13 protein-coding genes and 2 pseudogenes are annotated in these 13,216 nt (G+C 67.6%); 10 read left to right on the top strand and 5 right to left on the bottom strand.

Annotated elements, in window-relative coordinates; all coding sequences use genetic code 11:
• Positions 1-38: 38 nt before the first annotated feature.
• Positions 39-848, top strand: a pseudogene (locus DN412_RS26740) (YoaK family protein); the annotation flags it as partial.
• 43 nt (positions 849-891) lie between these two features.
• Here DN412_RS26740 and DN412_RS45720 read toward each other — a convergent pair.
• Positions 892-1,326, bottom strand: a pseudogene (locus DN412_RS45720) (universal stress protein).
• A 43-nt stretch (positions 1,327-1,369) separates the two neighbouring features.
• Here DN412_RS45720 and DN412_RS26750 point away from each other — a divergent pair.
• Positions 1,370-1,738 carry an ArsR/SmtB family transcription factor gene (locus DN412_RS26750; RefSeq protein WP_115214343.1) on the top strand — a complete coding sequence of 123 codons (369 nt, stop codon included), beginning with the start codon at positions 1,370-1,372 and terminating at the stop codon, positions 1,736-1,738.
• 11 nt (positions 1,739-1,749) lie between these two features.
• Positions 1,750-2,832, top strand: coding sequence for an SRPBCC domain-containing protein (locus DN412_RS26755; RefSeq protein WP_115214344.1), 1,083 nt, complete (start codon positions 1,750-1,752; stop codon positions 2,830-2,832).
• Positions 2,833-3,033: 201 nt separating this feature from the next.
• Here DN412_RS26755 and DN412_RS26760 read toward each other — a convergent pair whose 3' ends face one another.
• The 3 genes from DN412_RS26760 to DN412_RS26770 form a co-directional block, all read right to left on the bottom strand.
• A complete protein-coding gene (locus DN412_RS26760; RefSeq protein WP_115214345.1) occupies positions 3,034-3,540 on the bottom strand; it encodes a DNA-deoxyinosine glycosylase in 507 nt (168 codons plus the stop codon).
• A 76-nt stretch (positions 3,541-3,616) separates the two neighbouring features.
• Positions 3,617-5,518: a molecular chaperone HtpG gene (gene htpG, locus DN412_RS26765; RefSeq protein WP_115214346.1), complete on the bottom strand. Its 1,902-nt coding sequence runs from the start codon at positions 5,516-5,518 to the stop codon at positions 3,617-3,619.
• A gap of 123 nt (positions 5,519-5,641) precedes the next feature.
• Positions 5,642-7,192, bottom strand: a complete 1,551-nt coding sequence (locus DN412_RS26770; protein WP_115214347.1) for an aminotransferase-like domain-containing protein — start codon at positions 7,190-7,192, stop codon at positions 5,642-5,644.
• A 175-nt stretch (positions 7,193-7,367) separates the two neighbouring features.
• Between DN412_RS26770 and DN412_RS26775 the strand changes: the two genes are divergently transcribed.
• The 7 genes from DN412_RS26775 (at position 7,368) to DN412_RS26805 (ending at position 12,489) form a co-directional block, all read left to right on the top strand.
• Positions 7,368-8,081, top strand: a complete 714-nt coding sequence (locus tag DN412_RS26775; RefSeq protein ID WP_115214348.1) for an alanyl-tRNA editing protein — start codon at positions 7,368-7,370, stop codon at positions 8,079-8,081.
• A complete protein-coding gene (locus DN412_RS26780) occupies positions 8,081-8,719 on the top strand; it encodes a LysE family translocator (RefSeq protein WP_115214349.1) in 639 nt (212 codons plus the stop codon). The genes DN412_RS26775 and DN412_RS26780 overlap by 1 nt, the downstream gene beginning before the upstream one ends.
• Before the next feature lie 105 nt (positions 8,720-8,824).
• A complete protein-coding gene (locus DN412_RS26785) occupies positions 8,825-9,754 on the top strand; it encodes a DMT family transporter (RefSeq protein ID WP_115214350.1) in 930 nt (309 codons plus the stop codon).
• A gap of 11 nt (positions 9,755-9,765) precedes the next feature.
• Complete coding sequence (locus DN412_RS26790; RefSeq protein ID WP_115214351.1) at positions 9,766-10,233, top strand: RidA family protein; 468 nt, start codon at positions 9,766-9,768, stop codon at positions 10,231-10,233.
• A 7-nt stretch (positions 10,234-10,240) separates the two neighbouring features.
• Complete coding sequence (locus DN412_RS26795) at positions 10,241-10,570, top strand: DHCW motif cupin fold protein (RefSeq protein ID WP_010813560.1); 330 nt, start codon at positions 10,241-10,243, stop codon at positions 10,568-10,570.
• A gap of 52 nt (positions 10,571-10,622) precedes the next feature.
• Positions 10,623-11,813: an aminotransferase-like domain-containing protein gene (locus DN412_RS26800; protein WP_115214352.1), complete on the top strand. Its 1,191-nt coding sequence runs from the start codon at positions 10,623-10,625 to the stop codon at positions 11,811-11,813.
• A 31-nt stretch (positions 11,814-11,844) separates the two neighbouring features.
• Positions 11,845-12,489 (top strand): glutathione S-transferase family protein, encoded by a 645-nt coding sequence (locus tag DN412_RS26805; RefSeq protein WP_115214353.1) that lies wholly within the window; start codon positions 11,845-11,847, stop codon positions 12,487-12,489.
• A gap of 57 nt (positions 12,490-12,546) precedes the next feature.
• On the opposite strand, the gene DN412_RS26810 is transcribed toward DN412_RS26805, so the two are convergent.
• Positions 12,547-13,200, bottom strand: coding sequence for a LysE family translocator (locus DN412_RS26810; RefSeq protein WP_115214354.1), 654 nt, complete (start codon positions 13,198-13,200; stop codon positions 12,547-12,549).
• Positions 13,201-13,216: the final 16 nt, after the last annotated feature.

Here is a 13,216-nt window from a genome sequence, read left to right on the forward strand (position 1 = left end):
GCCTCCCGCCCCAATCCTCCAGACGCCGCCCCAACGCCATGCCGATCCTGTACCTGCGCAAGCTGACCGGGAAGCGGCGCAGCCCCCACGCCAACCGGCACCTGGCCGGCTACCTCTGCTTTGTCGCAGGCGCCATCAATGCCGGCGGCTTCCTGGCCGTGCAGCAATACACCTCGCATATGTCCGGCGTGGTCTCAGCCATGGCCGACAACCTGGCGCTGAGCAGCTTCGCGCTGGTGCTGGACGGGGTCGGGGCGCTGCTGTCGTTTCTCGGCGGCGCCGCGTGCTCGGCGGTGCTGGTCAACTGGGGGCGGCGCGAGCGGCGGCACAGTGAATACGCGCTGCCGCTGGCGCTGGAGGCGGGGCTGCTGCTGTGCTTTGGCCTGATCGGCGGCAACCTGGCGCAGCACCAGTGGCTGTTCGTGCCAGCCACAGTGATGCTGCTGTGCTTCATCATGGGGCTGCAGAATGCAATGATCACCAAGCTCTCGAACGCCGAGATCCGCACCACCCACCTCACTGGCATGGTCACCGATATCGGCATCGAACTGGGCAAGCTGTGCTACTGGAACGCAGCCGCGCCGGCGCGCACGCCATCACGCACACAAGCGCGCCCCCTGCCCCGCGTGCTCGCCAACCGGCGCAAGCTGCGCCTGCTGGTGGTGCTGGTCACGCTGTTCTTTGCCGGCGGCGTCGCCGGCGCGCTGGGGTTCAAGCATCTGGGTTTCAGCGCCACGCTGCCGCTGGCCGCTCTGCTGCTGGCGCTGATCGCAGTGCCGCTGACCGACGACCTGCGCAGCCGCTGGCGCACAGGCTCACTGCCGCGCCTGGCGGCGCGGATGCGGCAACGCGTGCAGGCGGGCGCGCTGCGCCGGCGGCGCTAGGCGCCGCCTACCGGTACACCAGCACCGGAATCTTGCTGTGGGTCAGCACCTTCAGGGTTTCGCTGCCGATCAGCATACCCTGGACCCCGCGCCGCCTGTGCGAAGCCATCACGATCAGGTCGCAGCCCGTGTCCTCGGCCGTCTTGATGGTGGCCTCGTAGGGATGGTCGTTGGCGACGTATGCCGTTTCACAGGGCACGCCCGTTGGCGCCGGCTTCGTCGGCCAGTCCGCGCAGGTAGCGGGTCGCTTCTTCCCAGGCTTGCTTCACGTAGGTTTCGCAGTGTCCTCCAGCATCTCGACCTGGTAGGTCAGCACGTGGTAGTTCGGGCAGACGCGCACCGCGGTGGTACGCGCCCCCATGTCCCGCGCCAGCGTGAGAGCCTTGCGGAATGCCGATTCAGACAGGTCCAATGTCCGCCCCCGGCGTGCACGTGTGCCCATTTCCTTACTTGACTTTCATTTAACCAATTGGTTAAATGAACCCATGCCTGCCACGCCCGACACCCTCTCCAGCATCTTCGCCGCCCTGGCCGATCCCACCCGGCGGGCGATCCTGGGCCGGCTGTCGGAGGGCGAGGCCCCTGTGAGCGAGCTGGCGCGCCCGTTCGAGATGTCGGCCCCGGCGATCTCAAAGCACCTGCGCGTGCTGGCCGAAGCCGGGCTAATCGAGCGGGAGATCAACGCGCGCTGGCGCATCTGCCATCTGCGCGCCAACGCCCTGCGCGATGCACACGACTGGCTGGATACCTATCGCCGCCACTGGGAAGGCAACCTCGACCGGCTCGTCGAATTCGTCGAACGAACCCACGCGGCCGCATCTGCCAAGGGCCCGGACGACTCAACCAAGGACTGAGGGACAACACCATGGACCAAGCTGCCACCTTCCACCTGGAAATGACCCGCCTGATCCGCGCGCCGCGCGAGCGGGTCTTCGATGCCTTTACCAACCAGGCCGCGCTGGCCGCGTGGCATTGCCCGCGCGGCATGAGCGTGCTGGAGGCAAGCGCCGATGCGCGGGTCGGCGGCAGCTACCGCATCGTGATGGGCGGACGCGACGGCTCGCAGCACATTGTCGGCGGCGAATACCAGGCCATCGACCGCGCCGATTTCCTTGCCTACACCTGGGCCTGGGAATCGGGCTCGCTGCCGCCCGATCTCAAGACGTTGATCGAGGTCACGCTGACCGAGCAGGAGGACGGCACTCACCTGCACATGCGCCACAGCGGTTTCCCGAACGCGCAGGCGCGCGATTCGCACATGGGCGGCTGGCAATCCGTGTTCAACCGCCTCAGCGATTACCTGGACCCGAAGGGCAGCGCGGGCACCGTGACCGTCTTCGGCGATCCGCGCAGCAGCTACTGCCGCACGGTGCGCATGGCACTGGAAGAAAAAGGCGTGGCCTACACGCTGGATCCCGTGCCCCCGCACTCGCCGGAGGTGCTCGCCCACAACCCGTTCGGCCGCGTGCCAGCGTTCACCGACGGCCCGATCTCGTTCTACGAAACCCGCGCCATCCTTGGCTACATCGAAGAGGCGTTCGAAGGGCCAAGCCTGCTGCCGCAATGGGGTGTCACCGCCCGCGCGCGCGGCGAACAATGGATCAGCCTGATCAACTGCCACGGCTACGATGCGATGGTCCGCCGCTACGTGCTGCAGTACGTCTTCCCCAAGGGTGAGAACGGACAGCCCGACCGTGCTGTCATCGACGCTGCGGTGCCGGATATCGACAAGCACCTCGCCGTATTCGACGAAGCCTATGGCGACCGCGATTACCTGGTCGGCAGCGTGTTGTCGATGGCCGACCTGTTCCTCGCGCCGATCCTGATGTACGTCGGCATGTTCCCCGAAGGAGCCGCATTGCTGGAGAAGTATCCCAATGTGCGGCGCGGGCAATCCGTCATGCGCGAGCGGCCGAGCTATGCGGCCACGCAGCCGCAGTTGGGCTGAGCACAGGACTGCAGGGTCTGTTCACATAGGTGAGCAGACCCTAGTGTCATGAGTTGGAAGTTCGTTGCGGAAATAAGTCTGTCGAGAAGGCGTATGAGACTAGGAGCGAAGCGCAGCAAGGCTGAAGCCTTGCGAGCATTCGCGACGACGGATCATGCGTCTTATCGGCAGACTTATGCAACGAACTTGCTACTCATGACACTAGCGTCCGGCGTCGTTCAGCCATGCCCCCAATGCTTGCCAGGCCCGCAGTTTTTCCGGGTAGGACAAGGTATGAGCCGGGCTGCTGGAAGGAAGCTTGAGGATTGTGTGATGGTCGCCATGCTGCGCGAGGGCCTTCAAACCAATGCGCGCGGCAGTGCCACCATTGAAGGCGATGACAGCCAGCCTGGGCAGTGATTCGACCAGGCTCGCCAGGTCATTGCCGGCGTGATCACGGATGTTGCTGTCCAGGCTGCCCTCACGCTTCGCTTGCGCCACCACGTCCCAGAGACCGACATGGTGTGCCAGCAGCGTTTGCAGGCGCACTGGATAGTCCATGGCAACAAGATCGATGCCCAGTATGTCCCCAAGCAGGTGCCAGAACCGGTTTTGCCGGTTCGCGTAGTACTGGCTCTGCGCCAGTGAGACTTCGCCCGGCAGGCTGCCGAGGATCAGAACCCGTGTGTCGGCATCGACCACGGGCGGGAAGCACCGCTTCAGCGTCATCGGCCACGCGCTCCGTTACGACACAATGGGATCGATCTCCCCGCTGCTTGCGCAGCGGGGGTACTCTTGCCCGGGGTCAGGCCAGCAGCTTGTTCACGCGCTGCACGTAGGCGGCCGGATCTTCCAGCATGCCGCCTTCAGCCAGCAGCGCCTGGTCGAACAGCACCTGAACGCGGTCGCTGAAGGCATCACCCTCGGGAAGATCGCGCAGCTTCTGCACCAGCGCGTGCTCCGGGTTCAGCTCCAGGATCGGCTGGGCGTCCGGCGCCTTCTGTCCGGCCTGCTTGAGCAGGCGCTGCAGGTAGCCGCTCATGTCGCCTTCGTCGGAGACCAGGCACGAAGCCGATGCGGTCAGGCGCAGCGTCACGCGCACGTCCTTGGCCTTGCCGTCGAGCACGGCCCTGGCGCGTTCGACCACGTCCTTCCAGTCGGCCTCGGCCTTTTCCTGCTCGGCCTTCTCGGCTTCGTCGGCGAGCTTGCCCAGGTCCAGGTCGCCGCGCGCCACCGAGACCAGTTCCTTGCCGTCGAACTCGCGCAGGAACGACAGCATCCATTCGTCGACGCGGTCGGTCAGCAGCAGCACTTCGATGCCCTTCTTGCGGAACACTTCCAGGTGCGGGCTGTTCTTGCCGGCGGACCAGGTATCGGCCGTCACGTAGTAGATCTTGTCCTGGCCTTCCTTCATGCGGCCGACGTACGCGGCCAGCGCCACGTTCTGCTCGGAAGTGTCGTTGTGCGTGGAGGCAAAGCGCAGCAGCTTTGCCACGCGCTCCTGGTTGGCCTGGTCCTCGCCGATGCCTTCCTTGAGCGCCTGGCCGAATTGCTGCCAGAAGGTGGTGTACTTGGCGCGTTCGGCTTCCTCTTCACTGTCGGCCAGCGATTCCAGCATCGACAGCACGCGCTTGGTGCAGCCCTCGCGGATGGCCTTGACGTCGCGGCTTTCCTGCAGCAGTTCGCGCGATACGTTCAGAGGCAGGTCGGCGGAATCGACCACGCCCTTGACCCAGCGCAGGTAGCCCGGTAGCAGCTGGTCAGCATCGTCCATGATGAAGACGCGCTTGACGTACAGCTTCAGGCCGGCCTTGTGGTTGCGGTCCCACAGGTCGAACGGCGCGCGCGCCGGGATATACAGCAGCTGGGTATATTCGCTGCGGCCTTCCACGCGGTTGTGGGTCCACGCCAGCGGCACTTCGTTGTCGTGCGCGATGTGCTGGTAGAAAGCGGTGTACTGCTCGTCGGTGATGTCGGACTTGGCGCGGGTCCACAGCGCGCTGGCCTGGTTCACGCTTTCCCACTCGTCGGTACGCTTGTAGGTGCTGGATTCAGCGTCCCACACCTCCTTGTGCATGCGGATCGGCAGCGAGATATGGTCCGAGTACTTCTGGATGATGCTCTTCAGGCGCCAGGCCGACAGGAAATCATCCTCGCCCTCGCGCAGGTGCAGCGTGATGGCGGTGCCGCGCTCGGTGCGGGCAATGGCATCGATGGTGAACTCGCCGTCGCCGGTGCTTTCCCAGCGCACTGCGTCTTCGGCGCCCAGGCCGGCGCGGCGCGTTTCCACCGTGACCTTGTCGGCGACGATAAAGGCCGAGTAGAAGCCGACGCCGAACTGGCCGATCAGCGCGGCGTCCTTCTGCTGGTCGCCGGACAGCTGCTGGAAGAATTCCTTGGTGCCGGAGCGGGCGATGGTGCCGAGGTTGCGGATGGCCTCGTCGCGACTCATGCCGATGCCGTTGTCGGTGATCTTCAGCGTGCGCGCCTGCGGGTCGGCCTCGATGCGGATGGCCAGGTCGGCGTCGTTTTCCAGCAGGGACGGGTTCGCGATCGCCTCGAAGCGCAGCTTGTCGGTGGCGTCCGAAGCATTCGAGACCAGCTCGCGCAGGAAAATTTCCTTGTTGCTGTACAGCGAGTGGATCATCAGGTGCAGCAGTTGCTTCACTTCCGCCTGGAAGCTCATCGTCTCGTGCGGTGCGGTCATGGTTCTCCTCTTGGAAACTGGCGAATCTGGAAAATGGGTGGGCCACGCCAACGTGGCCGGTGCCGCCAGAAATAGGGCCGCCCGGGCCATTTTTCAAGGCCCGGGGTGCAACGGCGGCGTGGCTTACATGCGTTCGAGCTGGCGTGCCAGGAAGGCCAGCATGTCCGGGTGGCCGCTGCTGGCCACGTTGAAGCGCATCCAGCCCGACGGCATCTGCGACGGCGAGAACAGGCTGCCCGGGGCGAACAGGTAGCCCTCTTCATGGCCGGCGGTGGCGATCGCGTTGGTATCGCGGCCGGTATCGGCCCACAGGTACATGCCGGCATGCTGGCCGGGAAAGAGGCGCAGGCCCAGGCGCTCCAGCTCGCGCCGGGTGTCGTCGCGGGCGCGGTCCAGCCGGGTGCGCACGCGTTCCACATGCTTGCGGTAGTGGCCCTCGGTCAGGACCTTGTACAGCACGCGCTCGTTGATCTCGGGCGTGGCCAGCCCCGCCAGCAGCTTGCTGTCGGTCAGCGCAGACGCCATCTCCGGGGGCGCGGCGATAAAGCCCACGCGCAGGTTGGCCGCCAGGGTCTTGGAAAAGCTGCCCAGGTAGATCACCCGGCGCAGCTGGTCCAGGCTGGCCAGCCGGGTGGCGGCATGGCCGGGCGGGCACAGGTCGCAGTAGATATCGTCCTCGACGATCAGGAAGTCGTACTGCTCGGCCAGGCGCAGCAGCTGGAAGGCCTTGGCCGCCGACAGCGAGGTGCCGGTGGGATTGTGCAGCACCGAGTTGATCACAAACAGCTTTGGCCGGCGCGCCTGCACGATGCGCTCCAGCGCCTCCAGGTCCGGCCCCTCGGCGGTGTACGGCACGCCGATCACCTGCGCGCCCTGCGCGGCAAAGCGGCCGAACATCACGAACCAGGCCGGGTCGCCCACCAGCACGGCGTCGCCGGGCTGCAGGTAGAGCCGCGCGATCAGGTCCAGCGCCTGGGTGATGCCCGAAGTCAGCACGATCTGCTCGGCGCTGGCGCCGATTTCCAGCTCTTCCAGCCGGGTACGCAGTTGCTGGCGCAGCGGCAGGAAGCCCTGCGGCGTGCCGCTGGCCAGGAAATGGTTGCCGGGCTGGCGGCCCAGCCCGCGCAGCGCGCTGGCGATCAGCTCGCCGTCGAGCCAGTCGTTGGGCAGGAAGCCCAGCCCGGGGGCCTTGTGCGCCTCGGCGGTATGGAACATGCTGCGCAGCAGCCAGGTCACGTCGATATTGCGTGCCACCGCCACGTTGCCGGACACCGGCGCGGCGGGCGCGGCCGCGGCGCGCTCGCGCACGTAGAAGCCCGAGCCGCGGCGCGATTCCAGGTAGCCCAGCGCCACCAGCCGCTCATAGGCCTCGACCACGGTAAAGCGCGAGATGCCCTTCTCGTGCGCCAGCTGCCGGATCGACGGCATGCGCATGCCGGCGCGGAACACGCGCTCGTCGATGCGCATGCGGGCCCATTCGGTCAGCTGCTCGACCAGCGTCATCTGCGCCGAGGGAATCGGGTCCGGCAGGCGCTCGGTGGGCGGCACCACCAGCCGCAGCGAACGGCCGGACGCTTGCCCTGATGTGCTTTGTGCGCCGCTTCCGTTATCCTTCTGATGCGCGACAGTGGCGGTATCGCTGCCAGTCCCGTCGTCCCTGCTGTTGGCGTCCATGTGCTGCTCCCGCAACTGTACTGAATACGATCCGCTGAACTGTACCGGTACTGTACCGACTACCTTGTCTACCATCAAGCCAGGATGGCGCTCGCCCTCGATCAAATCGAAATCACGCAGGGCATCCGTACCCTGCGCTAGCCACACCCAGAACAAGCCCACCAGGAGACCCCCGATGTCCGCCACCCGCAAGCGCTTCGACGAAGACCCCTACCTCGACCACTGCACCGCCACCGTGGTGGCGGCCAGCGCCGAAGGGATCGAACTCGACGAAACCGTGTGCTATGCGCGCAGCGGCGGCCAGGCCGGCGACACCGCCACGCTGGCGCTGGCCGACGGGCGCACGGTGGTCATCGCCGACACCGTCTACGCCGACGACCGTAGCCGCATCCTGCATGTGCCGGCCCCGGACGCGCCGCTGCCGCGCATAGGCGAGCGCGTCACCGTGACCATCGACTGGGCGCGCCGCCACAAACTGATGCGGCTGCATACCTGCCTGCACCTGCTGGGCTCGCTGATCCCGGTGCCGGTGACCGGCTGCGGCATCTCGCCGGAATCGGCGCGCATCGACTTCGACCTGCCGGAATCGACGCTGGACAAGGCCGACCTGACCGAGCGCCTGAACGCGCTGATCCACGCCAACACCGCGGTGCGCACCACGCTGATCTCGCCGCAGGAACTTGCCGCCCAGCCCGAGCTGGTGCGCACCATCGGCGCCGCGCCGCCGGCGGGCACGGCCAGCATCCGCATCATCGAGATCCCGGGCGTGGACCGCCAGCCCTGCGGCGGCACGCACGTGGCCAACACCAGCGAGATCGGCGCGGTCGTGGTGACCAAGATCGAGAAGAAGAGCCGCACCAACCGGCGCGTGGTGGTCGCGTTCGCGTGATGGCGTCCGGCCTGCTCACCGGCCTGACGGCCGCGCAATTCCTTGCCCTGCTGACCCTGCTGACGGTCGGCCTGTTCACGCCCGGACCCAACACCACCATTGCCGCGGTCACCGGCGCCAACTTCGGGCTGCGCGCGACGCTGCCGCACTGCGTGGGCGTGGCCTTCGGCTTTGCCAGCATCCTGGCGCTGTGCGCACTGGGCGTGGGCGCGCTGATCCTGGGCCAGCCCGCGCTGGCCGCCGTCGTGCACGTGGCCGGCGTGGCCTACCTGCTGTGGCTGGCATGGAAGATCGCGCGCAGCACGGCGCTGGCTGAGAAACAGGTGCTGCGCCCGCTGAGCGTGTGGCAGTCGGCAGTGCTGCAGTACGCCAATATCAAGGCGTGGATGCTGGCGCTGGCGGTGGCTGCTTCGTACATGGCCGGCGCGGCCTCGCCGGCGCAGCGCGCGCTGCTGGTGTGCGGTGTGTTCGGCGTGCTCGGCTTTGTCAGCAACAGCGTGTACGGCGTGCTGGGCGCATCGCTGCGGCAATGGCTGCAACAGGGCCAGCGCGTGCGCTGGTTCAACCGCGCCATGGGCGCGGCGCTGGCGCTGACCGCGCTGTGGATTGCCATCAGTGCCCGACCGGGCGTGCAGTAGGACCATCCAACCGGATTTCGGACCATGACAACCAAGAGGCCAACCCTGGCCACCAGCCGCCCCGCTTCACCGCTCCTGGCGCCTGCCGCGCCGGCCTCTGGCGGCATGCTGCTGGGCTTTGTCGGCGTAGCCATCTTCAGCCAGACGCTGCCGTTCACGCGCATGGCGGTGGCGGAGCTGGACCCGATCTTTGTCGCACTGGCGCGTGCCGTGCTGGCAGCGGTGCTGGCGCTGGTGCTGCTGGCCTGGCGCGGCGCGCTGTCCGCCGGCCGCCGCCCGCGCGGCGGCCAGTGGCCGCGGCTGGCCGTGACCGCGCTGGGCGTGGTGGCGGGCTTTCCGCTGTTTTCTTCGCTGGCCATGCGCGAGGTGCCGGCCAGCCATGGCGCCATCGTGATCGGCCTGCTGCCGCTGGCGACCGCGGTGTTCGCCGCCTGGCTCGGGCGCGAGCGGCCGTCGCCGGCGTTCTGGCTATCGGCCGTGGCCGGCAGCGCGCTGGTGGTGGGCTTTGCCGTGTGGCAGGGCGCGGGCGGCCTGCAGCATGCCGACTGGTACCTGTTTGCCGCCGTGGTGCTGGGCGCGCTGGGCTATGCCGAGGGTGGCAAGCTGTCGCGCGAGCTGGGCGGGCTGGAAACCATCAGCTGGGCGCTGGCGGTGTCGCTGCCGGTGCTGGCGCCGGTGGTGGCCTGGCTGGCGCTGCACGATCTGCCGGCGATCGCCGCGGCGTCGCCGCGCGCGTGGGGCGGCATGGCCTATGTTTCGGTGTTTTCGATGTTTGTCGGCTTCCTTTTCTGGTACGCCGGCCTCGCAAAAGGCGGCGTGGCCCGCGTCGGCCAGATACAATTGCTGCAGCCGTTCCTGACGCTGGCGGGCGGCGCGCTGATCCTGGCCGAGCCGCTTGACGCCCCCACCATCGCCTTCGCGGTGGCGGTGATCGCCGTCGTGGCCCTTGGCCGCCGCGCCGCCGTGCAGCAAAGCGCACCTGCCCGCGTCCCCGCCCCGGAAACGCCACCGATCCTCCCTGGACGCATTCACTGACTGGAGCCTACATGTCCCAAATCTCGGTCTACGACACCCTTGCCCGCCTCGGCATCGAACTGCCGGCCGTCAGCGCCCCCGCCGCCGCCTATGTCATGGCCGCGCAAACCGGCAACACCGTGTTCCTGTCGGGCCATATCGCCCGCAAGGACGGCAAGGTATGGGCCGGCAAGCTGGGCCAGGACATCGACACCGAGTCTGGCAAGGCCGCCGCGCGCGCCATCGCCATCGACCTGCTGGCCACGCTGCATGCGCACGTGGGCGACCTGAACCGTGTCACCCGCATCGTCAAGGTGATGAGCCTGGTCAACTCGACCCCCGAATTCACCGAGCAGCACCTGGTCACCAACGGCGCCTCGGAGCTGCTGGCAGAAGTGTTCGGCGACAAGGGCAAGCATGCGCGCAGCGCTTTCGGCGTGGCGCAGATCCCGCTGGGCGCCTGCGTCGAGATCGAAATGATCGCTGAAGTGCAGGGCTAAGGACTGCATGCGCATCGACAACCTGCCCTTCGGCACCACCGACTGGTCGGCGATCGCGCCCACCCGCCACCCCGGCGAGCAGGGCGAGGCCACCTGGCGCACGCGCCAGTTCGGCGACATCCGCGTACGTATGGTCGAATACTCGCCCGGCTACCTGGCCGACCACTGGTGCAGCAAGGGCCATATCCTGTTCGTGCTGGACGGCGAGCTCCATACCGAGCTGGAAGACGGGCGGCAGTTCGTGCTCGGCGCGGGTACCAGCTACCAGGTTGCCGACCAGGCGGAGGCGCACCGTTCGTCCTCGCCGAAGGGCGCAAGACTATTTATCGTTGACTGAGCGGCACCAGCCGCTCGTTCCAGAATCCCCCCAAGACCACAAGAGACACATCATGAAATGGGCCATCTCCCGCCGGGCGCAGCAACTGACCAGCTCGGCCATCCGCGAAATCCTGAAGGTCACCGAGCGTCCGGAAGTCATTTCGTTCGCCGGCGGCCTGCCGTCGCCGGCTTCGTTCCCGGTAGCGGCGATGGAGGCGGCGACGGCCCGCGTATTCGCTGACAACCCGCAGGCGGCGCTGCAATACGCCGCGACCGAAGGCTACCTGCCGCTGCGCGAGTTCGTCGCCAAACGTCATGGCGCTCCGGTCGAGCGCGTGCTGATCACGACCGGCTCGCAGCAGGCACTGGACCTGATCGCCAAGGTGATGATCGACCCGGGCAGCAAGGTGCTGGTAGAAACCCCCAGCTACCTCGGCGCGCTGCAGGCGTTCTCGCTGTTCGAACCTGAATTCGTCTCGATCCCCAGCGACGACAAGGGCCTGTTGCCCGAGTCGCTGACGCCCGAACTGACCGCCGGCGCGCGCTTCCTGTACGCCCTGCCCAACTTCCAGAACCCGACCGGGCGCCGCCTGCCGCTGGAGCGCCGCGAGGCGCTGGTGGCCCGCGCAAAGGAACAGGGCGTGCTGCTGGTCGAGGACGATCCCTACGGCGCGCTCAGCTACACCGGCGACCAGTTGCCCAGCCTGCTGTCGATGAACCCCGACGGCGTGATCTACATGGGCTCGTTCTCGAAGATCCTGGCCCCCGGCATGCGCCTGGGCTACGTGATCGCCCCGCCCGAGCTGCATTTCAAGCTGTGCCAGGCCAAGCAGGCGTCGGACCTGCATACGCCGACCTTCACCCAGCGCGTGGCCTACGAGACCATCCGCGACGGCCTGCTCGACACGCACATCCCGACCATCCGCGAGCTCTACAGCAAGCAGTGCCAGACCATGCTGGACGCGCTCAAGCGCCATATGCCCGAGGGCGTGAGCTGGAACGCGCCTGAAGGCGGCATGTTCATCTGGATGGAGCTGCCCGAGGGCCTGGACAGCATGGTGATCCTGGAAGAAGCGGTGAAGCGCAACGTGGCCTACGTGCCGGGCGCGCCGTTCTACGCCAGCAACCCGAAGCGCAACGCGCTGCGCCTGGCCTTTGTCACGGTGTCGGCCGAGCGCATCGAGCAGGGCGTGGCGATCCTCGGCGAGCTGTTCCGCGAAGTCATCGCCGCGGCCGCCGCCAAGCAACCGCGCGCGGCCTGAAGCCCGGGCGCGCCTCACCACTGGAGCTGCCATGTTGCGTATCTGGGGCCGACTCTCCTCCATCAACGTGCAGAAGGTGGTCTGGTGCGCGCGCGAGCTGCACCTGGACCATGAGCGCGTCGATATCGGCGTGACCAAGGGCGACCTCGACACCGAGGCCTATGTGCGCCTGAACCCGAACCGCCAGATCCCCGTGATCGAAGATTTTCGCGGCACCGATGTCGGCGGCGAGCCGTTCGTGCTGTGGGAATCCAATGCGATCGTGCGTTACCTGTGCGCGCGCTACGGCGAAGGCACGCTGTGGCCCGAGGATGTCAAGGCGCGCGCTTCGGCCGACCGCTGGATGGACTGGCAGACCACCGCCTTCAGCCCGGCCATGGTGACGGCGTTCCTGAACCTGGCGCGCAAACCCGCGGCGGAGCGCGACGAGGCCGCCATCCAGGCGTCGTGCGAGCGCACCGAGCCGCTGGCCGCGTTGCTCGACAAGGCGCTGGCCGGACGCGAGTTCATCGGCGGCGACCGCTTCACCATGGCCGACATCTCGCTGGCCTGCGCCGCGCACCGCTGGATGGGGCTGCCGCTCAGGCACCAGCCACGCCCCGACCTGGAGCGCTGGCTGAGCGCGATGCGCGCCCGCCCCGCGGCGGGCGGCATCCTGGAACTGCCGCTGCGTTGAGCCGCGGCAGTTTTTTCTTCCCGCGGTCTTTACCGCGTTCTTCCCCGCTGCCCTGCCCTACTTCGGCGCGCGCGAGCCCGACGTCGCGGTAAATACCCCCAGTCCGATAAACGCCGCGCCTGTCAGGTAGCGGCCGAACGCGCGCGCCCGGCCGGCGCGGCGCAGCGCCGGCATCACCGCGGCGGCGGCCATCACGTAGCAGGCGTCCGTGGTCGCGGCGATCAGCACGAAGGCCACGCCCAGCGCCAGGCTCTGCGTCAGTGCCGAGCCCGCCGGGTTCATGAACTGCGGCAGGAAGGCCGCGAAGAAGATCGTGGTCTTGGGGTTGAGCAGCGCCACCACGAAGCCGTCGCGCACCACCTGGCGCAGGCTGCGCGGCGCCACTTCCGGCGTGTCGCCGCCGGCCGCCGCCCCGCCACCGCGCAACGCGCGGATGCCCAGCCAGATCAGGTAGGCCGCCCCCGCGTACTTGACCACCGTGAACGCCAGCGCCGACACCGAGAACAGCACCGCCAGCCCGAGCGAGGCGCCAAACGCATTGCCCAGGTTGCCCAGCGCCACCGCGCCGATCGACGCGAGCCCGGCCTGCCGGCCCTGCGCCAGCGTGCGCGTGACGATATAAACCACGGCTGGACCAGGCGTAATCGCCAGCGCCAGGCTGGCCAGCACGAACGCGGTCAGCAACGGCCACGGGGGAAGGAATTCGGTCATGGGATACCTCGCCTCG

Origin of the sequence: Cupriavidus lacunae, assembly GCF_003353055.1 — a bacterium.
GTDB lineage: Bacteria > Pseudomonadota > Gammaproteobacteria > Burkholderiales > Burkholderiaceae > Cupriavidus > Cupriavidus lacunae.